This window comes from Streptomyces sp. NPDC047043 (genome assembly GCF_040644055.1).
Taxonomy (GTDB): domain Bacteria; phylum Actinomycetota; class Actinomycetes; order Streptomycetales; family Streptomycetaceae; genus Streptomyces.
Genome location: NZ_JBEYVO010000026.1, coordinates 81,532 through 102,756, shown reverse-complemented (window position 1 = coordinate 102,756; position 21,225 = coordinate 81,532). Strand labels below are relative to the sequence as shown.

At 70.7% G+C, this 21,225-nt stretch carries 16 protein-coding genes, 1 tRNA gene and 1 pseudogene; 6 read left to right on the top strand and 12 right to left on the bottom strand.

Annotation, left to right across the window (positions count from 1 at the left end; translation table 11 throughout):
- Window positions 1–3 precede the first annotated feature (3 nt).
- Complete coding sequence (gene sucD / locus ABZ880_RS35365; protein ID WP_361271557.1) at window positions 4–903, top strand: succinate--CoA ligase subunit alpha; 900 nt, start codon at window positions 4–6, stop codon at window positions 901–903.
- Between the two features lie 53 nt (window positions 904–956).
- The gene (locus ABZ880_RS35360; RefSeq protein WP_361271554.1) at window positions 957–2,522 is read left to right on the top strand and encodes an aldehyde dehydrogenase family protein; all 1,566 of its coding nucleotides are present in this window, start codon (window positions 957–959) and stop codon (window positions 2,520–2,522) included.
- On the opposite strand, the gene ABZ880_RS35355 is transcribed toward ABZ880_RS35360, so the two are convergent.
- On the bottom strand, window positions 2,507–3,484 hold the full coding sequence (locus ABZ880_RS35355; protein WP_361271552.1) for an LLM class flavin-dependent oxidoreductase: 978 nt from the start codon (window positions 3,482–3,484) through the stop codon (window positions 2,507–2,509). The genes ABZ880_RS35360 and ABZ880_RS35355 overlap by 16 nt on opposite strands.
- A gap of 48 nt (window positions 3,485–3,532) precedes the next feature.
- On the opposite strand from ABZ880_RS35355, the gene ABZ880_RS35350 reads away from it, so the two are divergent.
- On the top strand, window positions 3,533–3,985 hold the full coding sequence (locus tag ABZ880_RS35350; RefSeq protein WP_361271549.1) for a MarR family transcriptional regulator: 453 nt from the start codon (window positions 3,533–3,535) through the stop codon (window positions 3,983–3,985).
- Here the strand turns inward: ABZ880_RS35350 and ABZ880_RS35345 are convergent.
- From ABZ880_RS35345 to ABZ880_RS35320, 6 genes are read right to left on the bottom strand one after another with little or no spacing between them, the layout of a single operon-like run.
- The gene (locus ABZ880_RS35345; protein ID WP_361271547.1) at window positions 3,975–5,486 is read right to left on the bottom strand and encodes a metallophosphoesterase family protein; all 1,512 of its coding nucleotides are present in this window, start codon (window positions 5,484–5,486) and stop codon (window positions 3,975–3,977) included. The genes ABZ880_RS35350 and ABZ880_RS35345 overlap by 11 nt on opposite strands.
- The gene (locus tag ABZ880_RS35340) at window positions 5,483–6,580 is read right to left on the bottom strand and encodes an endo-1,3-alpha-glucanase family glycosylhydrolase (RefSeq protein ID WP_361271544.1); all 1,098 of its coding nucleotides are present in this window, start codon (window positions 6,578–6,580) and stop codon (window positions 5,483–5,485) included. Before ABZ880_RS35340 ends, ABZ880_RS35345 begins: the two co-directional genes overlap by 4 nt.
- Window positions 6,577–7,566 (bottom strand): hypothetical protein, encoded by a 990-nt coding sequence (locus ABZ880_RS35335; protein ID WP_361271542.1) that lies wholly within the window; start codon window positions 7,564–7,566, stop codon window positions 6,577–6,579. The genes ABZ880_RS35340 and ABZ880_RS35335 overlap by 4 nt, the downstream gene beginning before the upstream one ends.
- Complete coding sequence (locus ABZ880_RS35330; RefSeq protein ID WP_361271539.1) at window positions 7,563–8,819, bottom strand: alkaline phosphatase family protein; 1,257 nt, start codon at window positions 8,817–8,819, stop codon at window positions 7,563–7,565. Before ABZ880_RS35330 ends, ABZ880_RS35335 begins: the two co-directional genes overlap by 4 nt.
- Window positions 8,816–10,327, bottom strand: coding sequence for a glycosyltransferase family 39 protein (locus ABZ880_RS35325; protein ID WP_361271536.1), 1,512 nt, complete (start codon window positions 10,325–10,327; stop codon window positions 8,816–8,818). Before ABZ880_RS35325 ends, ABZ880_RS35330 begins: the two co-directional genes overlap by 4 nt.
- On the bottom strand, window positions 10,324–12,744 hold the full coding sequence (locus ABZ880_RS35320; RefSeq protein WP_361271533.1) for a glycosyltransferase: 2,421 nt from the start codon (window positions 12,742–12,744) through the stop codon (window positions 10,324–10,326). The genes ABZ880_RS35325 and ABZ880_RS35320 overlap by 4 nt, the downstream gene beginning before the upstream one ends.
- 500 nt (window positions 12,745–13,244) lie before the next feature.
- Here ABZ880_RS35320 and ABZ880_RS35315 point away from each other — a divergent pair, with 500 nt between their 5' ends.
- Both ABZ880_RS35315 and ABZ880_RS35310 read left to right on the top strand, forming a co-directional pair.
- Window positions 13,245–13,490 (top strand): ANTAR domain-containing protein, encoded by a 246-nt coding sequence (locus tag ABZ880_RS35315; protein ID WP_361271531.1) that lies wholly within the window; start codon window positions 13,245–13,247, stop codon window positions 13,488–13,490.
- A gap of 195 nt (window positions 13,491–13,685) precedes the next feature.
- A tRNA-Leu gene (locus ABZ880_RS35310) sits at window positions 13,686–13,773 on the top strand.
- A 100-nt stretch (window positions 13,774–13,873) separates the two neighbouring features.
- Here the strand turns inward: ABZ880_RS35310 and ABZ880_RS35305 are convergent.
- The 4 genes and pseudogenes from ABZ880_RS35305 to ABZ880_RS35290 form a co-directional block, all read right to left on the bottom strand.
- Complete coding sequence (locus ABZ880_RS35305) at window positions 13,874–14,524, bottom strand: hypothetical protein (RefSeq protein ID WP_361271528.1); 651 nt, start codon at window positions 14,522–14,524, stop codon at window positions 13,874–13,876.
- 96 nt (window positions 14,525–14,620) lie between these two features.
- Window positions 14,621–14,833: pseudogene (locus ABZ880_RS35300) on the bottom strand (CBS domain-containing protein); the annotation flags it as partial.
- Between the two features lie 253 nt (window positions 14,834–15,086).
- Window positions 15,087–16,271, bottom strand: a complete 1,185-nt coding sequence (locus ABZ880_RS35295) for an acyltransferase family protein (RefSeq protein WP_361271526.1) — start codon at window positions 16,269–16,271, stop codon at window positions 15,087–15,089.
- Window positions 16,272–16,339: 68 nt separating this feature from the next.
- The gene (locus tag ABZ880_RS35290) at window positions 16,340–16,795 is read right to left on the bottom strand and encodes a TerB family tellurite resistance protein (RefSeq protein ID WP_361271523.1); all 456 of its coding nucleotides are present in this window, start codon (window positions 16,793–16,795) and stop codon (window positions 16,340–16,342) included.
- 508 nt (window positions 16,796–17,303) lie between these two features.
- Between ABZ880_RS35290 and fusA the strand changes: the two genes are divergently transcribed.
- The gene (gene fusA, locus ABZ880_RS35285) at window positions 17,304–19,346 is read left to right on the top strand and encodes an elongation factor G (protein ID WP_361271521.1); all 2,043 of its coding nucleotides are present in this window, start codon (window positions 17,304–17,306) and stop codon (window positions 19,344–19,346) included.
- 45 nt (window positions 19,347–19,391) lie between these two features.
- Here fusA and ABZ880_RS35280 read toward each other — a convergent pair whose 3' ends face one another.
- Complete coding sequence (locus ABZ880_RS35280; RefSeq protein ID WP_361271519.1) at window positions 19,392–21,185, bottom strand: coagulation factor 5/8 type domain-containing protein; 1,794 nt, start codon at window positions 21,183–21,185, stop codon at window positions 19,392–19,394.
- Window positions 21,186–21,225: the final 40 nt, after the last annotated feature.

The window sequence follows — 21,225 nt, the reverse complement described above, 5'->3', positions numbered from 1 at the left end:
CACATGGCCATCTACCTCACCAAGGAGAGCAAGGTCCTCGTCCAGGGCATGACCGGCGGCGAGGGCATGAAGCACACCCGGCGCATGCTCGCAGCCGGCACGAACGTCGTCGGCGGCGTCAACCCGCGCAAGGCCGGCCGCACCGTCGACTTCGACGACCGCGCCGTGCCCGTCTTCGGTTCCGTCGCCGAGGGCATCCACGCGACCGGCGCCGACGTCACCGTCGTGTTCGTCCCGCCCGCCTTCGCAAAAGCAGCCGTCATCGAGGCCGCCGACGCCGGCATCGGCCTCGCGGTCGTCATCACCGAGGGCATCCCGGTCCACGACTCCGTCGCCTTCCACGCGTACGCGAAGGAGAAGGGCACCCGGATCGTCGGCCCCAACTGCCCGGGCCTGATCACCCCCGGCCAGTCCAACGCGGGCATCATCCCGTCCGACATCACCAAGCCCGGCCGCATCGGCCTGGTGTCCAAGTCGGGCACGCTCACCTACCAACTCATGTACGAGCTCCGCGACATCGGCTTCTCGACCTGTGTGGGCATCGGCGGCGACCCCGTCGTCGGCACCACGCACATCGACTGCCTCGCCGCCTTCCAGGACGACCCCGACACCGAACTGATCGTCCTCATCGGGGAGATCGGCGGTGACGCGGAGGAGCGCGCGGCTGCGTACATCCGCGAGCACGTCACCAAGCCCGTCGTCGGCTACATCGCCGGTTTTACCGCACCCGAGGGCAAGACGATGGGGCACGCGGGCGCGATCGTGTCCGGCTCCTCCGGCACCGCGCAGGCGAAGAAGGAGGCCCTGGAGGCGGTCGGGGTGAGTGTGGGAAGCACACCGACCGAGACGGCGAAACTTGTGCTCGCCCGTCTCGAAGCCGCGCCCGCCGTCACTCATAGTTGACGTGAGCCATGCAATCCCCGCCCCCGACTGTGCACCGAGAGCGGAGCAACTCGATGGCAACCACCCTCACCTCGGAGAACACCCCTACCCTCACCCTCAAATCAGGCACGTCCTGGGCTGACGCCTGGCAGCGGTGCCTCGCCGTCGCCCCGGAGGCCTTCCGGGACGACCGCGTCCTCAACCTCTGGAACTCCGCCTGGCAGGCCGACGGCCGGGCCCTGCCCGCCACCAGCCCCGTCGACGGCAGTCCCATCGCCGGCCCGCCCCGCCTGGACCGCGCCACCGCGCACCAGGCCGTCCGCGCCTCGCTCGACCAGCACCGCGCCTGGCGGTACGTCCCGCTCGAGGAGCGCCGCGCCCGCGTCGCCGCCACCCTCGACGCCCTCACCGAACACCGCGAACTCCTCGCCCTGTTGCTCGTGTGGGAGATCGGCAAGCCCTGGCGGCTCGCGCAGGCCGACGTCGACCGGGCCATCGACGGCGTGCGCTGGTACGTCGACGGCATCGACCCGATGCTCGCCGGCCGGGTCCCGCTGGACGGCCCGGTGTCCAACATCGCGAGCTGGAACTATCCGATGAGCGTGCTCGTTCACGCGATGCTGGTCCAGGCACTGGCAGGCAACGCGGTGATCGCCAAGACCCCGACCGACGGCGGCCTCGCATGTCTGACCCTGGCCTGTGCGCTCGCCGCCCGCGAGGGGATTCCCGCCACCCTCGTCAGCGGCAGCGGAGGCGAGCTGTCGGAGGCGCTGGTGCGGGCGCCCGAGATCGGCTGCGTCTCCTTCGTCGGCGGCCGCGACACCGGCGCCGCGGTGGCCACGGCCGTCGCCGACCTCGGCAAGCGCCATGTACTCGAACAGGAGGGACTCAACACCTGGGGCATCTGGAACCACTCGGACTGGGACGCGCTCACGGCGGTGATCCCCAAGCTCTTCGACTACGGCAAGCAGCGCTGCACGGCGTACCCGCGCTTCGTCGTCCAACGGCAGCTGTTCGACGAATTCCTGGCGGCGTACCTCCCGGCGGTGCGCACGCTCAGGGTCGGCCACCCGCTCGCCGTCGAGCACCCCGACGACCCCTTCCCGCAGCTCGACTTCGGGCCGGTCATCAACGCGGCCAAGGCCAAGGAGCTGCGCGACCAGGTCGCCGAGGCCATCGACCGCGGCGCCGTACCGCTGCACCGCAGCAGCGAGAGCGACGCCCGCTTCCTGCCCGGCCAGGACACCTCGGCCTATGTCCAACCGGTCACGCTCCTCAACCCGCCCCCGTCCTCCCCGCTGCACCACGCGGAGCCGTTCGGCCCGGTCGACACCATCGTCCTGGTCGACACCGAGGCGGAGCTGCTGGCCGCGATGAACGCCTCCAACGGCGCGCTGGTGGCCACCCTGTCCACGGACGACCGGGCCACCTTCGACCGGCTGGCCCCGCAGATCCGCGCGTTCAAGGTCGGGCACGGCAAGCCGCGCTCCCGCGGCGACCGCGACGAACTGTTCGGCGGCTTCGGGGCGTCCTGGCGCGGCGCGTTCGTCGGCGGCGAGCTGCTCGTGCACGCCGTGACGCAGGGTCCGGCGGCGGAGCGGTTGCCCGGGAACTTCCCGGACTATCACCTCATGCCGTGACCGGACGGCCGGGTGGCGTCCCCTGTGCCCACGTCCCTCGTGGCTACGTCCCGCGGGCGCCACCCGGCGATCACCTCGTCCACCAACCACCGCACCACCCCCTGCGGATAGGGGCGCGGCAGACTCAGTACGACATGGTTCACCCCGGCGTCGACCAGCGCGGCCACCGTCGCCCGCGTCGCCGCCGGGTCGTCGTAGGACACCAGGACCTGCACGGAACGCGTGATCTCGGCCGGGTCGCGCCCGAGTTCGGCGCAGTGCGCGTCCAGCACCCGGGCGCGCTCGGCGACGAACTCCACGCTGTTGTGCGGGGGACCGGGGACGTTCCAGATGTCGGCGTGCCCGGCGACCAGTCGCAGCAGCCGCGACCCCCAGCCGCCGATCAGCAGCGGGGGCCCGGGGCGCTGCACGGGCTTGGGCTCGTTCCGGGTGCCCGTGAGCCGGTAGTAGTGGCCCTCGAAGTCGAAGACCTCCTCCGTCCACATCCGCTTCAGGATCTCGACGGTCTCCGCCAGCCGCGCCACACCCTCGGCCGGCGGGACGAGCGTCAGCCCGTACGCCTCGTACTCCGCGATCGCCGGATTCGCGCCGGGGATCCCGCCCGCGCCCGGCGGCTGATGCGTCCCCCCGACTCCGAGCCCCATCACCAGCCGCCCGCCCGAGACCACGTCCACCGTGGTGGCCATCTTGCCCAGCAGCGCGGGGGGACGGATCCGGTTGCTGGTCACGAGCAGACCGAGCCGCATCCGCTCGGTCTGCGCGGCGAGCGCGGAGAGCAGGGTCCAGCCCTCGTGTATCTGCCCGTCCTTGGGGCCCGCGACCGGCAGCAGGTGATCCCACAGCCAGGCGTCGTCGATCTCCGGCACGGCGTCTGCCTCCCGCCATACGCGGCGGATGTCCTCGTAAGGCACATGCATGGGGGTGGTCTTGATGCCGAAGCGCACAGTCGTCATGTTCGTCATACTGAATCATCAGCGATACTGACGATCAGTCCGCATTACAGTCGGGGCATGGTGACAGACGACGAGAGACCCACCCCCCTCGAATCCCGGCTCGGCTACCTCCTCAAGCACGCGCAGGCCAGGCTGGCCCGCGCGTCCGCCGAGGCGCTGGCGCCGTACGGTGTGGACGGTCATGAGCTGGCCGTGCTGGCGGTGCTCTTCGGCGGCGAGTCGTTGTCGCAGGTCGAGGCGGCCGGGCGGCTCGGGGTCGATCGCACCACGATGGTGTCGCTCGTCGACGGTCTGGAGGACCAGGGCCTGGTCGAGCGCCGGCGCAGCCCGCAGGACCGGCGCAAGAACATCGTCGAACTGACGCCCGCCGGGAAGGAGTGCCTGCGGCAGGGCGAGAAGGCGCGGCGGGCCGCCGAGCGCCGTTTCCTCGCCCGGCTGGACGAGGAAACGGCGGCCACATTCGTGCGCGCCCTTCAGATGCTGTTGACGGACGAGCGGGTCACGGAGTGACCGTGTAGGTCTGCACGTCGAAGGTCCGCCCGAGCGAGTCGGTCGGTGCGACCGTGACGGACGTTCCGTCGACGGTCACCTTCAGGAAGTGATAGACCTGCGCGTCGTCCGTCGGCACGGCGGCGGCACCGCAGGCCGAGCCGCGGTCACGGCTGTAGGACCAGCCGATGCCGTACGCGTCGGTGGCCGAGCAACCGTCCTCGCCGACGGAGTGGACGGTCGCACCCCCGCCCCCGGTGACGTACGAGGCGATGCGGCCGGGTCCCGCGCTATTGCGCTGGTAGAGGTGCGAATGACCGTTGAACACGAGGTCCACGCCACCGTTCACCAGAGTCTGCTCGACGTTCGCGAGGAAGGTGTCACTCGGCTCGCTCGCGCTGTCGGAGCGCAGCGGGAAGTGGAAGAAGGCGAACTTGGGCACGCCGGAATGCGATGCGAGGTCGGCCTTCAGCCACTCGTACTCGGCGGATCCGTCCTGCCAGTGGGCGTGTGCGTCCTGCTCGTAGATCGCGCAGTGGGAGCCGCACGAACCACCCGTGGCGTCACCGGTGTTGGAGTTTCCCCACGCCGTGTCGAGCAGGTAGAAGCGGACGCCGCCGGTGGTGAAGGCGTAGTAACTCGTCGGGTAGGTGATGGCGTTCGAGCCCAGATACGCCGGATAGTCGACCGGCCCCCACACTCCGGCGGACGCCGCCGCCAGCGCCGACTGCCTCCATACCTGCAGATAGGTGTTCGTCATGCTGTGGTTGCCGACGGTGCCGATGAGCGGGATGCTCATGCCCGGCTGCGTCCAGTACGACGGCCCGAACCACGAACTCACGTCCGCGCCGTTCTGGTTGAGGTCGCCGTACTGGGTCTGCGAGGTCCCAGGATGTGTGTTGTCGCCCGTCTGCAGGACGAACCGCGCACCGCTCGTCGCGATCCGGCTCATCACGTTGGCCTGGTTGACGTTCACCGTGCCGTCGTTGACCCCGGCGTTCGTGGTCTCGCCGGTGTCGCCGAGGACGGCGAAGGTGAACGGCGCCGTGGAGCCGGCGGATTCGGGCGTGGTGAAGCTCGGCGTCGGCAGTGTGCCGAGCAGGTCGGTGCCTGATGCCGTGTAGACGCGGTAGCAGTAGGCCGTGCTCGCGCTCAGCCCTGTCAAGGTCACCGAGTTGGCGTACTCGCGGGTCGAGCCAACAGTGATCGGACTGCCCAGCGTCGCCGAAGTCGCGGTGTTCGCCGAGCAGTTGCCGACGGGGCCGTAGCGGACCGAGCCGCGGCTCTGAGTCGTGGTCGCCCAGCTCACCTGGACGGAGGCCGTCGTGGCGTCCGAGAGATAGGGGGCGCGTGTCAACTGGGCGTCCGCACCCGGCAGATCGGCGTGCGCCGTCGGCGCGAACGACAGCGCCGTGCCCGCCCCCAGGACGAGGGCGAACACGGCGCTGCGGGCGTTGCGGAAAGTGAGTCTGCCGTGCTGCGAGGAGAGTCTGCCGTGCGGGGAGGACAGTCTCGAGGTCATGTTCTTCCTTCCTTTCTCATCCTGATCCCGCGCAGCTTGGCCAGGGCCGTGACGGCGCCCACCAGCAGCACTGCACTGCCGGTGATCCGCAGCAGGCCCGGCCAGTAGCCGAGCGGGTCATGACGGGCGGCTCCGGAGGAGGGCGCCGACGGCGAGGCCGAGCCGGGAACGCCGCGCAACCTCCGCAGAACGTCCAGGGCTTGCGTGCCGTGCCGGACGGACGGCTCCACATGTGAGTTCTCGCTGAACTCGTTCCAGCTGATCAGCCCGAGCACGTCCGGGCCCGAGGCCATGGCGGCGGCGTACTCGGTGCGCAGCGTCCGGCCGCCGTCCCGCGGCACCGACTTGGTGCCGCCCACGAGTCGCGCGTCGAAGCCGGGCGCGAAGGGCGCCATCCAGTAGCCGTGCGCCCGGTGCGCGGTGTCGGCCATCTCGCGCAGCTTGCTCTCGTGCCGGTCATTGGTCCCCGGGTTGACCGACGACCAGTAGTAGGCGTCACCGTCGGTGACGTGCGCCAGCCTGCGGATGCCCGCCGGGTTCTTCTCGGTGCCGAGCACCAGCATCCGCCTGCGCACCGGCCCGGTGATGCGTCCGATGTCGGCGGTCGAGTACTCCCAGGTGCCGCTGAACACCGTCAGCGGCCTGCCGCCGAGCCGGAAGAAGGCCGGGTCACGCGCGTAACGGGCATACAGCAGACGGAAGTCGGCAGCCACCCGGCCCGTCGCAAGGGGACGACGATGGAAGTCGAGCCCCTGGTAGATGACCGCCACCTTGAAGTCCCGCGTCCGCGCGATGTCCAGCAGCAGCCGCAGCCGGCGGTCGTTGACGGCCGAGGACTTCCAGCTCACCACGAAGCCGTCGACGCCCGCCGACCGCGCCCAGTCGACATGCGTACGGATCACGGAGGCGTCGTCGCTCGAATAGCGGCCGAGACGCGGGTAGTCGGTCTTCGCCCGCTGCCACGACGAGGGCTCGAACCACTGGTAGTAGTACGCCAGCAACGGCACCCGGCGTCCCTCGGCCGGGCTCGCGGACGCCGGGAACAGACCCGCCAGGGCCAGCGCCAGCGCGACCAGCAGCCCCGCTCTTCTCACCCGTGCTCACCACCCCGCCGCCGGCGCATCCGCCGCCCGATCACCAGCAGTCCGGCCGCCAGCACGCCCACGGAACCCGCCGCCAGCGCCAGATCGGCCCGGCTGACCACCCGGACCCGTATGCTCTGCGCCCGCGACAGCCGGACCTGCTGCACGGCCCGCAGCCCGCGGCCGCCGGTCACCTCCACCCGGTACTGTCCGTGCGGCAGATCCCGCAGCGTCGCCGCCCCGTCCGCATCGAGCGGCACCTCGCGCACCGAACCGTCCGGCAGCGTCACCCGCACCGCCTGCCCGGCGGCCGACCCGAACACCGCGTCCCGGGCCGACACCGTCAGATCGTGGAACGGTGTGGTGAACACGATGTCCTGGTCCGACGCCGGCTCGAACCGCTGCCGTCCGGCGTCCGCCGTGTTCGTGCCGTACGCGTCGGCCGACAGCAGCGCGTACCCGACCCGCCGTGACGCCAGCACGCTCTTGCGGTAGACCGGCAACAGCCCGTCCAGCCACACCGGCCGGCCCACCGGCACCCGCTGGGTGCGCCCGGTGTCGCTGCGCACGGTCACATAGGGCACCCGCTCACGCGGTACGGCGCGACGGTCCTGGTCGACGCAGCGCACCGTCACCCGGAAGCGGGCCGTGAACGCCGCCGTGACCGTGTAGTCCCGGCGCAGTGGAAGGCCCTGCACCGTACGCCGGAACGCCTGGTCGGGATCGCGCTGCCCCGCCCACCGGGCGAAGGTGAACTTGCGTCCCTTCAGAGCCAGTTCATGGTCGACGACGGTCAGCGTGTGCCCCGCGAAGTCATGCGCGCCGATGAAGCGGGCCGTCCCGTCGGCCCCCGTGACGGCCGTCCGTCCGTCGAACGCGAAGGCCACACCGGCCAGTTGCGGAGTGGTCCGCACGGTGACGGTGATCGTCGTGACGGCCGCCGCCGGCCTCGGCGCCAGCCCCGCGAGCACCAACCCGGCCAACGTCAACCACCTCATGAGATACGCCATCTTGGTCGCACCGCCCCCCACAGCAGCCCCGCCACCAGCAGTGACGCCCCTCCGTACACCGCGTACACGGGCGCAGGCGACGGACGTCGCGCCACCGGAAGCGGCGGCTCCCGTACGCCCACGGGAATCAGCTCGGCCCGCCGGGGCGGCGCCGAGAAGTCGAAGGCACCGGCGAGGCTGCGCGCCTGTGCCACCCGGCCGCCCAGTGGTCGCAGCCCCCAGTTGTCCGTCACGAACCGCAGGGCACTGGCCGCCTCGAACGGCTCGTGCCGCACCGTCCCCCGTGCCACGTACGGGCTGACCAGCAACGCCGGCACCCGCAGTCCCCGTCCGGCCGGCGGCTTCACATGGTCGTACCAGCCCCCGGAACCGTCGTACGACCACAACAGTGCGGACGACGACCAGTACTGACTGACCATCAACTGGGAGGTGAGCTCCCGCACCAGTCGTTGTCCGGCCGGTATGGAACGAGCGGACCGCTCGCCCGAGCCCGACGACGCGACGAACGCCACCGAGGGCAACGTGCCTTGGTCCAGATCCCGGTAGTACTGGCCAAGATCGACGATGTGGGAGTTCAGCGTGCGGTCGTCGACGAAGCGCGGGATGTCGAGGAGCGGGACGCGCACGGTCTGGGTGGCCGGCGTGCCGGAAGAGCGGTAGGTCTGCTTCGGGTCGTAGTTCTGGACGTAGAACTTCCAGCTCACGCCCGCCTCTTGAAGCCGGTCGAAGACGGTGGGCCCGCTCAGGTCCGGCGTGCCCGTAACCCAGTGCGCGCGGTTCGGGCGTGTTCCGTCGAGCGAGGAGGCGAAGAAGTGGTCGAGGAGCTCGTAGCGGTCGGCGGCGTTCCAGTAGAAGGGCAGGTCGCGGCGGTCGTAATGGCCCATCGCCATGCGCCCGTCCCGGCCCTGCCGCTCGAAGGCCGACACGAAGGCGTCCATCCGTCCGCCGTCGTACTGCTGCCGCACCAGGCGTGGCCCGGCACCGGGAGACAGGGGAGGCAAGCCGTGCAGCGGATACGGCGCCACCAGGCCCGCATCGGGATGCGTCGGGTCGAGCGGCTGGCGCATGCCCTCCGTCAGCCCGTCGGCTCCCGGGTAGGTGCCGAAGTAGTGGTCAAAGGTGCGGTCGCCCTGCATGAGATAGACGAAGTGCTCAATGGGCGTACGGGGGTGAGGAGTTGACGCTGTCGCCGTCCCGCTGCCGGTCAGCAGCAGGATGAGCGTCACCAGCAGCACCCTCATGACACCCTCACCCGGTAGATCACGACCACCTTCACCCCGCTCCCGTTGCGCGCCGTGAACACCGCCGTCCCGTGGTAACTCCGCACCAATCGCTTCAACTTGACGGTGAAGAACGGCGTACGCCGAGCCGTGTACGCGTCCCACACCAGGTATTGGAAGTCGCCGTCCCTGAGCGCCCGGTCCGGATTGGGGACCGCTCGGTAGCTGGGGTTGCGGCGCGCAGGGTCGGGTGAGACGGACAGGGCGGAGACCGGACAGAGCCCGTAGTACTGCACGACGTTGGCCATCGACGGGCCGATGGCCAGCAACCGCGAGCCCTCCGGAGCGTGCTCGCGCACCCACAGCCCCGCCTCCCTTCCGCCGGGCAGCCCGCCGGTCCCGGCCAGGAACCGGGTGCTCGTCTGCGGCTGGACACGCAGCCAGGACGGCACCGCGAGCGAGGCCACGACCAGCCAGATCGCCGCGGCCGCCGCGAGGCGCCGCGGGCGTCCCCAGCGCGAGAACGAGGTGAGTGTCCGCCCGGCCAGCACCGCGAACACCGGTGCCACGGGCAGCAGATACTGGAATCCCTTGACCGGCCACACCGTGAAGAACAGCGCGGGCACCACGACCCAGCACACCAGCAGCCGCTCCCGCCACGTGTTCTCCCGCCGCAGCCACACCAGCCCCGCGACGGCCGCCACGACCACCAACGGGCCCACGGCCCACGGGACTTCGCGACCGTAGAAGAAATAGGGGTGGTTGGCGCGCCGGAACATCTGCCACAGCAGATAGTTCCCGCCCGCCCGCGCGTGCCCCGCCAGCAGCTGCGACAGCGGATGGGCCACCGCCACCACCCCGATCACACCTAGCGCCGGCAGCAGGTGCCGCCAGCGGGTGCGTACGGCCGGGGTCAGGGCGAAGAACGCGTACAGCGACCCCAGGAAGACGATCGACGTCTCCTTCGCCAGCACCGTGAACCCGAGCATGCCCCCGGCCGCCAACAGCCAGCGCGGGGACGGCGATTCGGCGTACCGCACCACGCAGTACAGCGCCCCCGTCGCGCACAGCGTCATCGGCGCGTCCAGCAGCACCTGGCGGCTGACCACGACGTGGTACGGCATCACGGCCAGCAGCAGCGCTGCGACGAGCGCGGCCCGCCGCCCGTACAGCCGCCGCCCCAGCCCGTACGTCACCGCCACCGTCGCCACCCCGAGCAGCGCCGGCACCGCACGCGCCGAGAAGTCGCTGTCGTGGACGCGCAGTGCGAGCGACACCAGCGACTGGAACAGCACCGGATGTGCCCTGAACACCGGGAACAGCGAGCCGAGTTGCCGGTCACCGGCGAGCGAGGCCGCCGTCCCGGTGTACACGGCCTCGTCGCTGTTGAAGCCGGTCGCGGTCAGGTGCCACAGCCGCAGGAAGCCCGCGAGAAGCAGGACGGCCGCCGGAGGCGCGGCAGCCCGCACCCCGGCGCCGGAGGGGGCCGGCGCCGGGGCGGTGCGGGATGCCCGCTGGGTGACGGTCATACGGCCGGACTGCGCCTGGGCTGAAGCCCCCACCGGGGCCAGGCCTCGGCAGCACTCACCGTCGCCTGCCGCTCCTCGCCGGCCAGCAGCCGGGGTATCTCGTCGGCCCACCCGAAGCAGTCCGAGGCGAGCACCCTGGTATGCACACCGGACAGGAACCCGGCGAGGATCTCCCGTTCCCGGGCCCGCAGTTCGGCGTGGTCCAGACCGTCGATGCGCAGCGCGGGTGCTAGATAGCGGTACGGCGGAAAGCCGTACGCGTCCTCGGTGTTGACCAGCATCCGCTCCAGCGCCACGTCGCCGTCGAGGTCGTACAGGTCGGGCGCACCGCGCTCGATGACGAACAGGTCGCGCACCTCGGTGCTGGACCCCAGCCGGCAGGGCACCAGCCGGTCGACGCTGTACTTCGGCGGCGGCACCAGGATCTGGGTGATCGCGTTGATGCCCATGATGGGCAGGTTGAAGCGGGACAGCATCAGGGCGATGGACCGCCCGCCCTTGGAGTGCAGCCGCGACTGGAGGTTCAGCCGCCGCCACTCCCTGCGCGTCAGGTCCTCGGCCTGCACGGCACGCAACGTGTGCGCGCTGATGGTGAGCGGTTTGGGGAAGCACACGGCCCGCCCGGTCGCGTCCACGACGGTCATGTCGTCGGACAGGAACCGCCCGCCGTGCTCGCGCAGCAGTCGCAGCACGGTCGCGGTCTTGCCGGTGTCGGTCAGCGCCGACAGCATCACCCCGCGCCCGTCGAGCTCCACGCACGCGGAGTGCAGCAGCATCCGCCCGCGCGAGATCAGCACGAAGCGCAGCAGCGCCTCGACGACGTTCGTGTACACGACGTGCGGTGAGCGGGCGAGCAGCGGACCGACCTCGACCGTGATCGGCGGGCCCAGCCGCACCCGGAAGTTCGCCCCGAACCGGCCCAGATGCTCCTCATAGCGCAGCGCCGCCGTGTCGCTGTGGTCCTCGGTCAGCGCGGCCCGCCCGCGCGGCCTGCGTCGGCCGACGTCGCCGACGCGCACTGCGATGTCGACTTCGCCGTCCGGTACCCACTGCGCGCGGAAGAACTCCAGCTCCGGCAGCCGGATCTGGGAGCCGATGGTGACGGTGCCGGCGACGTCGTACCGGTAAGGAAGGTAGACGGACCGCTTCCTGCTCACGGGAGCCGCGGGGGCGTCCGTGTCGACGAGCATCTTCACGGGGTCGCGCCGGCGCACCTTCTTCTCGCCGCCGCTGTAGATCATGCGGTCGCTGACGAGGAACCGCAGGAGGAAGAGCAGCACCAGAGTGAGCGCGTTGGCCGTCAGCACACCTGCACCGGCCAGGACGAGCCACTGCAGCAGCGGGAGACGGGCGATCAGGAGCAGGTTGTTCATCGCGAAGAAGCGGCCGGCCCGCCCGTACCAGGTGCCCTTGCGCTGCCCGTGCCGGTAGACCGCGGCATCGGTGAGGAGGAAGTTCCAGGCGGTGGAGAACTGGGTGGCGAGCGCCGCCCCGACCAGGTGGTGCATCCCGAGCACGTCGAAGAACAGCCACAGCGCGGCCGTGTTGACCGCGACACCGGACAGCCCGACCAGCCCGAAGGCGACCATCCGCATCAACTGCCGCTGTCCGCCCGCCACTCCGCGCCGCAGCCGCGCGACATGCCGTACGAAGGCCAGACCCTCCCGGACGGAAGCCTTGGACCGGCCGGCCTCGCGGGGCGCGAAGGAGTACGCCACCTCCGCGACCCGAGCGGTTGGATGCCGGACCAGGATCTCCAGCAGAATCTTGAAGCCGACCGGCCGCAGCCGCTCGGTGTCGATCGCGTCACGGCGGAACGCGAACAGCCCGCTGAGCGGATCGCTCACCGTGGCGAGCCGGCGCGGAAAGGCCGCCTTGACCAGGCGGGTCGCGGACGACGAGGTCGCCTGCCGTCCGGCGCCCGCGAGTCCCTCGGACTGCCCGGCGCCGGCGTACCGGGTACCGACGGCGATGTCGACGCCCTCCCGCATCGCGGTCCTGGCCAGCAGCGCGGCCGCCTGCGGCGGATGCTGCAGATCCGCGTCCATGACCAGCACCCAGGTGCCGCGCGCGGCCCGGATCCCGGCCACGACGGCTCCCGACAGGCCGCCCGCACGCAGGCCGGGCGGCCTGTGCAGGGCGAGGACCGGCACGGGGCACCCCGGCGCGATCGCCGCGATCTCCTCGACGGTCCCGTCGTCGCTGTCGTCCACGAAGAGGATCTCGGCCCCGAGCGGGGCGAGGGCCGGTCCGAGCCGGGCCATCAGCAGAGGAACGCTCTCCTGTTCGTCACGGGTGGGTACGAGGACCGTCAGCCGGGGCGCGGCAGCGTCGCCGCCGCCTCCGCCTCCGAGTTCCCGGACACTCGTCGGCACCCTGTCGTGGGCAGCCGAAAGGGAATCGATCGCGTGCGCCATGGAGCCCCCTGAACGCGTGCCGTCGGCCGGGCGGCGCGACGGACACCGACGACCGCCCGTGGACACGGGCGGAAGGAAACGAACGGTGACCCTCGCGGGCGTACGGTCTCGACGCGACGCGGGGAGGTGCAGGACGTGCCGAAGGTGCGCGGCGTAAAGCCAGGACGCACCGGGCTCCACGGTCAGGAGCGGATGCCAGAGGCTAGCAGCGGGCTCGGGACATTCGCCTGGAATTCAGCCTGTATCCGACGGTAATTAGCGTGTTGTTTACTTGACTTGGTCGCAGTACGGCTCAGATGTTCACTGCCGCCCCATCTGTGATGGTCAAACGTAGTCAGATGTGCGCCTTGATTACGCGTGGGTGAAAGTCACCGCATTCTTCCCAGACCCTCTGCTGAACCTGTGATTCCGCGACAAGCATGGCCTCCATGTCTCACGACGGACCCCCCGGCTCTGCTGCCCGAGAGGACCGGGACCACACCGCGACCCTGAGGGAAGCGATGCGTGCGGTCCTTGACCTGATCGACGACGTGGAGGCGCTGAGAACCGAGAACCGCCAGCTCAGGGAGGCCTTGGAAGGGCGTGCCCTGATCGAGCGGGCCAAGGGCATGCTCATGGCCCGCAGCGGCTGCGACGAGGCCACGGCCTTCGAGATGCTCGTGGACCTCTCACGCAAGCAGCAGCGCAAGGTGCGGGCGGTGGCCGCGGACTTCGCGGACAGTACAGGGGTCCAGCCGCTCACGTGATGCACCGCAGGCCGGCGTCCGGCGGGTGGGCGTATTCGTGCGATCGCCTTCGGTGACGCGTCGTGCTGCCCGGCCCGGGCCCCTCCGAACAGGTGCCTCCACGGCCCGGATATGCAGGTGAAGGGCACTCCGAAACCTTGGTATTGTTGTCCATGTCGCCGCGGGGAACACTCCCGGCCAGGCGGCAGACACCTGGTCCGGGTGGCGGAATGGCAGACGCGCTAGCTTGAGGTGCTAGTGCCCTTTATCGGGCGTGGGGGTTCAAGTCCCCCCTCGGACACCAGCAGGACCCCTGTTCATCAGGGGTCTTTCGCGTTTCAGGGGTGGATCTCGGAGCGCGTGCGGCCGGGCGGTTTCGTGCGGGAGACCCGGTGGCGGGCGCGTCAGGCGGTACGTCGGCGTCGGCCGCCGTAGAAGGTGGCCGCGGCCATGACCAGCGTGAGGCCCGCCGTGATTCCCACAGTGAGCTCGGTGGTGTTCTGCTGGTCCGGGCTGTCGGGCAGCCGCGGGTCCAGCAGGCCCAGCGGGTCCTTGCGGATCTCGACGTGGTCGCCGGTCTCGGCCTGGCCGAAGCAGTTCTCCTGCTGGGAGACCTCGTACGTGCGGTGGGCGCCGCCGACCTCCCGGACCGTGCAGTACATGTCCGGGCCGCGCCGATTGTGCCGGTCGGTCACCTGCGTCACCACGGCGTCGACCGGTTCACCCACCGTCTTCATGTAGACCTCGTACGCCGCCGGGCCCGCGAACAGCATCAGTGCGAAGCCGGCCGCCGAGGCCAGGGTGGCGGCTCCGGCGCGGTGCCAGAAGCCGCCGATCAGGCAGGCGCTGACCGCGACCGCGGCCATCATGAGGATCACGCCGACCCACGTCAGCCACTGGCCGAGCACGGCACCCACGATCACCGAGCCGGGCAACAGCACGGCCCATACGAGGGAGTTGAGCGCCTGCCCGGCGCTCGATCGCTGCGGACGCGGCTGATGTGCCGGCCCGCCGACGGTTCGGCCGGGCGCCGCGCTCGTGCCGTGTCCGCTCATGCTCCCATTGCCCCGTCATCCAGCCGTCCATGATCGACACCACCGTATCCGGTCCTCGAACGGGACCGGACGGGGCGGTAGTTGCCCGGGCGGCGCTCAGGCCATCTGCGGCTGCAGGAAGCGGGACAGCAGGTCGTCCAGAGTCACCATGCCGGTCAGCCGGCCGGTCTCGTCGCGGACGACGGCCAGCGAGGCGCGGCACCGCCGCAGCAGGTCGATCGCCTCGGAGACCGTGGTGTCCTCGCGCCCTTCGGGCACCGGGCGGGCCAGGTCGCGGCCGCTGGTGGTGCGACCCTGGGCACGGGCGACCGGGCCCGGGCGGCCCTGCGGCCTCCGCCTCACGGGCGAGGGCGAGGCGGTCGGCGGAGACGTACGCGAACTTCTGGGCGACGAAGTAGCCGGTGCCCGCGGTCAGCACGAGCACGGCGAGCAGGCCCAGCAGTGCGCTCGCGGCACTTACAGGCGCGTCGATCGGGAGAGGGCACCCCGCCGCGTGCCGCACTCAGGAACGTCCTGACGAGGTGGTCGAGGACAGGAACGGGCTGCTCCTGCTCGGTCGGTGTCAGGACAACGCCCGTGATCCGATCCGAGTTCCCTGCTCACGAAGCTCGCGTGGCTCGCGGGCCGGTTCGGGCGCGACGGGCCGGAACGCCCACCCCATTGTCGGCTCCACGACGAAGCGGAAGATCCGGCGGACGGGCGGTGTGCACAGCACCGTCACGATCGCGGCCGCGGCAAGCGTGACGGTGATCTCACCGAGCGGTTCATGGATCCAGCCGGGGGAGTACCAGCCCCAGTACTTGGATCCCTGGGCGACGAAGCCGTGCAGCAGATAGCCGTACAGAGTGCCCGTGCCGAGCGCCGTGAACCACATCCGGCGGCCCGGCACCCAGGCGAGGAAGCAGGCGACCAGGACCATCGAGCAGCCGAAGCCGGCCAGCGTCATCACGGGCCCGTACCAGGCGGGCGCGCCCAGTTCCTCGGCGCTGTCCCGGTGGAAGAACCAGGCGCCGGTCATCCGCGGCACCGCCCAGTACGAGGCGGCGAGCGCGCAGACGGACACGGGCAGGGCCAGCAGCCGCACCTTCCAGCGGCGCACCAGGCTGAAGTGCTCCGGCCGCAGGCACAGGCCGAGCACGAAGTACGGCAGGAACTGCAGGACACGCTGCAGGTCGAGGTCGTTGCCGATGGACGGGGCCACGGTGGCCAGCATCGCGAGGACGAGCGCGACCGGCAGCGGCCACCGCACGTGCTTCCACAGCGGGGTCGTCAGCCGCCAGACGAACAGGGCGATCAGGAACCACGTCAGGTACAGCGGGTCCAGGACCGTGATCGGCCGGTCCGGAACCCCGTCGGTCCAGCGGGTGAAGAGGGTGTACGCCGTCTCGAAGACGACGTACGGGACGACGACGCCGGTGACCAGGCGCCTGATCTTCTGCGGACTCGCGTCGAAACCGCGGGAGAAGTAGCCGGAGACGACGATGAACGCCGGCATGTGGAAGGCGTAGACGAAGTTGTAGAGCGCGGTGACGGTCCGGCTGCCGTCCCGCAGTGGTTCCCACGCATGACCCATCGCCACCAGCACGATCGCCAGGTACTTCGCGTTGTCGAAGTAGGCGTCGCGCGCTCTCGCCCGCCCTGCCCGCCCATCACGTGGGGAACCCGCACCTTCCGGTGCGGGTTTGTCTTCGGTGCCTTTCGATGCCGGTCTTGCTGGAGTGACGGCTGTGGTCTGGGGGTGGGACATTCCACGCGCCTCACCAGTTCCGGGCGAGGTAAACCATCGGGGTGGACCCCGATGGGGTGATCAGTGGGTCAGAGGTCGAACTCGTGGGGCGGCAGGTCCAGGGTGAAGCACGCCTCTCGTACGACGGCCTGTTCCGTCTTGTCGAAGTCGCCGTCGGCGCCGCCGATGACGATGCCGATCTGGATGACGGCACGCGCCTCGGCCGGCTTCTTCTTCGCCTTGGCGATCTCCTGCAACACGGTGACCTTGCCGAAGGCGAAGTCCGTGGTCAGCTTGTTCAGGTTCTCCTCGAAGCGGCGGCGCAGGTCGTCGGCGGGGAAGTTCTGCAGCACCTCGTTGGTGGCGATCAGCTGGGCGACGCGCTGCCGCTCGGACGGGTCGATGGTGCCGTCGGCGGCTGCGACCAGGGCGCACATGGCCATGCTGGCGTCGCGGAAGGCGCCGCTCTTGAGGTCGTTCTTCTTCGCCACGAGCTGGGTCTGCATCGTCGACGCGGATTCCTTGATGCGGTCCCACAGGGCCATGTGAACTCCAGACGTTCGGGGCGAGGGCTCGGCCCGCCCGGGTGGCGGCGCGATGCCTCATCGGTATCCACAGCAACCTGGAAACTCATGGCCCGGGGGATAAGTTCCGGACGTTCCGAGGAAGTTCACCGAGCCGACCTGCGGAGAAGCACCAAGGTGACCGGCGGAGAAAAATCCGGTGCCCCGTCCCCTCCGGATTCCCTACACTCGCCACGCATCGTGCGTCGCCGTGACGCGCGGGACGAGTGACGAGGGGAGACCGGCCGTGCAGTACCGCACCGCTGTCGTCGTTCCCCGAGCCCAGTACGAGGTGATCCTCGTGTCCTCGTCCGCCCGGTGCCCGCTGCGCGGCCGGCACCGGATGCCCGCGACGAGCATCTGAGCAAGCCAACACCTGTCGTACGCCCGTCTGTTGACGTGTCGTCAGGCCGTGTCCCTCATGCATGTCCTCGCCGGGAATCGCGCTGCCCCGTTCCGATCGTCGGAGAACCAGAAAGGCCAACGGGCCGTGCGCACCAACCTCAACACCCTCGCCGTCGTCCGCAACCTCGGCATCCTCGCCCACGTCGACGCCGGCAAGACCACCGTCACCGAGCGGATCCTGTACGCCACCGGCACCATCCACCGGCGCGGCGAGGTCCACGACGGCACCACCATCACCGACTTCGACCTGCAGGAACGCGACCGCGGTATCACCATCTTCGCCGCGGCCGTGAGCTGCGCCTGGGACGGTCACCGCATCAACCTCATCGACACCCCGGGGCATGTGGACTTCGCCGACGAGGTGGAGCGCTCTCTCCGGGTGCTCGACGGCGCGGTCGCGGTGTTCGACGCCGTCGCCGGCGTGGAGCCGCAGAGCGAGTCGGTGTGGCGGCAGGCCGACCGGCACGGCGTGCCGAGGATCGCGTTCGTCAACAAGCTGGACCGCGCGGGCGCCGACCTCGACACCGCCGTCGCCTCGATCCGGAAGCGGCTGCATCCGGCACCGCTGGTGGTGCAGCTGCCGATCGGTACCGAGGGCGGCTTCAGCGGCGTCGTCGACCTCGTCCGCATGCGCGCGCTGGTCTGGGCCGACGGCGCCGACACGGCCGTGGCAGGACCGGTGCCGGAGGAGCTGCGACAGGAGGCCGAGCGGCGTCGGCGGATGCTGGAGGAGGCGGTGGCCGAACTGCACACGGGGGCGCTGGAGGAGTTCTGCATGCAGGCGACCCTCTCGCCGCAGACCCTTGCCGCTGCCCTGCGCGACCTGACCCGCAGCGGCGACGGCGTCGTCGTGCTCTGCGGCTCGGCCTACCGCAACCGAGGCATCGAGCCGCTGCTCGACGCCGTCGTGTCCTACCTGCCCTCGCCGCTCGACGTGCTCGCCGTACGAGGTACGCACGACGGTACGGAGCAGGAGCGGGCGGCCGACCCGGCGGCACCGTTCGCTGCGCTGGCGTTCAAGGTGAACGCCACGCAGACCGGGCGGTTGACGTACCTGCGGGTGTATTCGGGAACGGTCGAGAAGGGAGACGCCGTGTGGGACACGGGCGCGCGCCGCACCGAACGCATCGGGCGGATCCTGCGGGTGCAGGCCGACCGGCACGCCCAGGTGGACCGGGCGGTCGCCGGGGACATCGTCGCCGTGGGCGGGCTGAAGTCCGCCCGCGCCGGTACGACGTTGTGCGCCCCCGACGCCCCGCTCGTGCTGGAACCGCCCGGCGTCGCCGAACCGGTGGTCTCCGTCGCGGTCGAGGCACGCAGGTCGACCGACGCCGACAAGCTCGCCTCCGCGCTCGCGCGGCTCGTCGAGGAGGACCCCTCGCTGGTCGTACGGACGGATCCGGAGACCGGCCAGACGGTGCTGTCCGGCATGGGCGAACTGCATCTCGAGGTCGCGGCGGAGAAGCTCCGGCTCGGCCACGGGCTGGAGGTCACCGTCGGTCGGCCGAGGGTGAGTTACCGCGAGACGGTCGGGCGCGGGGTGTCCGGGCTGGTCTTCCGGCACGTCAAACAGGACGGCGGGGCAGGGCAGTTCGCCCATGTCGTCCTTGATGTCGAGCCGCTGGAGGAGGGTTTCGAGTTCCGTTCGGCCGTCGTCGGCGGGCGGGTGCCGCAGGAGTACGTGCGCGCGGTCGAGGCCGGCTGCCGGGACGCGCTCGCCGAGGGCCCGCTCGTCGGTCACCCGGTGACCGGGCTGCGCGTCACCCTCACCGACGGTTCGACCCATGTGAAGGACTCCTCGGACACGGCCTTCCGCACGGCGGGCAGGCTGGGCCTGAGGGAAGCCCTGCGCGTCTGCGCGATGGTCCTCCTGGAACCGGTCGTCGAGGTCACGGTCACCGTGCCCGAGGACGCGGTCGGCGGGGTGCTCGGCGACCTCGCCGCGCGCCGCGGCCGGGTCTCGGGCTCGACCGCGCGCGGCGGCTCGGCGGTCCTGACGGCCACCGTGCCGCTGGCCGAACTCTTCGGCTACGCAACCCGGTTGCGCAGCCGGACGCAGGGCCGCGGCACGTTCACCGCCCGGCCCACCGGCTACGCACCGGCTCCGGCTGTGACGTCGGTCCGGTGACCGAAACGGCGGCCCCTCCCGTACGCGGGCGGGGCCGCCCCCGGTTCACGGATACGACACAACTGTGGACGGCACCGTCGAGGTCCCCGACGTCGGTGCACCGGTCTCGTTGATGACGTGTTCGTACTGGCCGTTGCCGCCGAGGGAGACGACCAGCAGGTCATGGAAGCGCACCCCTGGCCGGTTCGGCGCGGCGAAGCCGTTGTGCTGCACGATCGTCGGGTCGACGTTGTAGTAGCAGTAACTGCCCAGGCCCCAGCCCTCGTGCGCGGTCACGTTGTCGCCGACCTTGTAGGCGGCGTAGCCCTTCACCGGGCCGTTCTGGATCGCCGCCTGGTTCGGGGCGTCGTACGCCTTCTCGTTCTGGAAGAAGATCGTGCGGCCCCGCTGCCCGTACCACTGGACGTCGTACTTGTTGAAGTGCTCCACGAACAGGCCGGTGCACAGCACGTCGTCGCCGTTCACGACCACCCCGTAGTCGGCGCGGTTGGTGTCCCAGCCGACGCCGGTGCCGTGGTCGGCGCGCCAGACCCAGGTGTGGTCGACGATGGTGTGGCGGCTGTTGATGACCATGCCGGTGGTGGCTTTGCCGGCGCCCGCGCCGCCGATGCGGACGAACACGTCCTGGACGGTGGTGGGGTTGGCTGAGTGGTCCCGGGAGGCACCTCGGGGCCCGACCTCCAGCAGGGTGGGGGAGTTGACAGGCCCCGCGTCGATGAGGAGGCCCGCCAGCCGTACGCCGTCGACGTCGGCCACGCGCAGGGCGGTAACTCCGTTGTCCGGTACGAGAGTTGCGTAGCCCAGGCCCAGGACGACGGTGCCCGCGCGGTCCACCTGGATGGGCCGGTCGAGGTGGTAGATGCCGGGCGTCAGCAGCAGGTGAAGTCCCTGCGCGAGCGCCTGGTTGAGGGTCGCCGCAGTGACGCCCGGCTTGGCGACGTAGAACCGCGACAGGGGGAGCGAGGTACCGCGCGGGGTGCCGTTGCCCCAGGTGACGCCGCGGGCGTTCGTCCGCTTCGTCGGCAGGAAGACGCGCAGCTCGGAGGCGCCGTCGAGGTACAGGAAGGGCTTCTCGCGGGAGACCGGTGTCGTGTCGAGCGTGGTGTACGGCGGGTTCGGGAAGCTCTGCGCCGGGGCACCCTCGACGCCCGAGAACACCATGTTCCAGACGCCGTTGAGCCAGCTGCCGATCGCGCTGTCGCGGGTGTACCACTGCTGCTGGGAGTACGGGCCGACCTGGCCGTCGATGCGGCTGTCGGCGATATAGCCGCCGCTGGCCCAACCGTAGCCGGTGGGCGAGAGGTTGAGGCCGCCGCGCACGTGCATACGGCGGAAGGGGGCCGCCTGCGCGACCGCCCAGCGGTTGGTGCCGTTCGCCGGGACCAGGGCCAGGTTCTCCGCCGAACGCCAGAAGTTCTGCGTTGCGTTGCCGTTGAACCAGCCCGCGTCGACCGTGACGTCCCCGTTGATGGTCGTGTCGTCGGGGGAGAGGCCCAGGCCCGCGATGGAGGTGTAGAAGCCTAGTTGGGCGTTCAGGCCGTTGTAGGTGCCCGGCTTGAAGAGCAACGCGTAGCGGCCGGTGCCGAATTGGGCCGACTCCTGCTGTCTGAACACCTCGTCCAGTCTGGCCTGGATGCCGGGCGTGGACGGGTCGAAGACGAGGACGTTCGGGCCGAGGTCGCCGCCACCGGGGAGCGGGCGCTGCTTCTCGGGCGTTCTGGGTGCGGCGGACGCGCGGGCGGACAGGCCGAGCACCGCGGGGGCGGAGGCGGCAGCGGCGCCCAGCACGGTTCTGCGGCCCATGGCGGGTCTGACGCTGTTGCTGGCAGGCAGGGACATAGGGGCGGCTCTCCTGTTCAGGAAGTGAACGAGGTGGGGT

Bases quoted from the DNA above. Each gene is read 5' to 3' on its own strand.
- sucD (WP_361271557.1), top strand. From the start codon at position 4: ATGGCCATCTACCTCACCAAGGAGAGCAAGGTCCTCGTCCAGGGCATG.
- ABZ880_RS35360 (WP_361271554.1), top strand. From the start codon at position 957: ATGGCAACCACCCTCACCTCGGAGAACACCCCTACCCTCACCCTCAAA.
- ABZ880_RS35355 (WP_361271552.1), bottom strand. From the start codon at position 3,484: ATGACGAACATGACGACTGTGCGCTTCGGCATCAAGACCACCCCCATG.
- ABZ880_RS35350 (WP_361271549.1), top strand. From the start codon at position 3,533: ATGGTGACAGACGACGAGAGACCCACCCCCCTCGAATCCCGGCTCGGC.
- ABZ880_RS35345 (WP_361271547.1), bottom strand. From the start codon at position 5,486: ATGACCTCGAGACTGTCCTCCCCGCACGGCAGACTCTCCTCGCAGCAC.
- ABZ880_RS35335 (WP_361271542.1), bottom strand. From the start codon at position 7,566: ATGAGGTGGTTGACGTTGGCCGGGTTGGTGCTCGCGGGGCTGGCGCCG.
- ABZ880_RS35330 (WP_361271539.1), bottom strand. From the start codon at position 8,819: ATGAGGGTGCTGCTGGTGACGCTCATCCTGCTGCTGACCGGCAGCGGG.
- ABZ880_RS35325 (WP_361271536.1), bottom strand. From the start codon at position 10,327: ATGACCGTCACCCAGCGGGCATCCCGCACCGCCCCGGCGCCGGCCCCC.
- ABZ880_RS35320 (WP_361271533.1), bottom strand. From the start codon at position 12,744: ATGGCGCACGCGATCGATTCCCTTTCGGCTGCCCACGACAGGGTGCCG.
- ABZ880_RS35315 (WP_361271531.1), top strand. From the start codon at position 13,245: ATGCGTGCGGTCCTTGACCTGATCGACGACGTGGAGGCGCTGAGAACC.
- ABZ880_RS35305 (WP_361271528.1), bottom strand. From the start codon at position 14,524: ATGAGCGGACACGGCACGAGCGCGGCGCCCGGCCGAACCGTCGGCGGG.
- ABZ880_RS35295 (WP_361271526.1), bottom strand. From the start codon at position 16,271: ATGTCCCACCCCCAGACCACAGCCGTCACTCCAGCAAGACCGGCATCG.
- ABZ880_RS35290 (WP_361271523.1), bottom strand. From the start codon at position 16,795: ATGGCCCTGTGGGACCGCATCAAGGAATCCGCGTCGACGATGCAGACC.
- ABZ880_RS35280 (WP_361271519.1), bottom strand. From the start codon at position 21,185: ATGTCCCTGCCTGCCAGCAACAGCGTCAGACCCGCCATGGGCCGCAGA.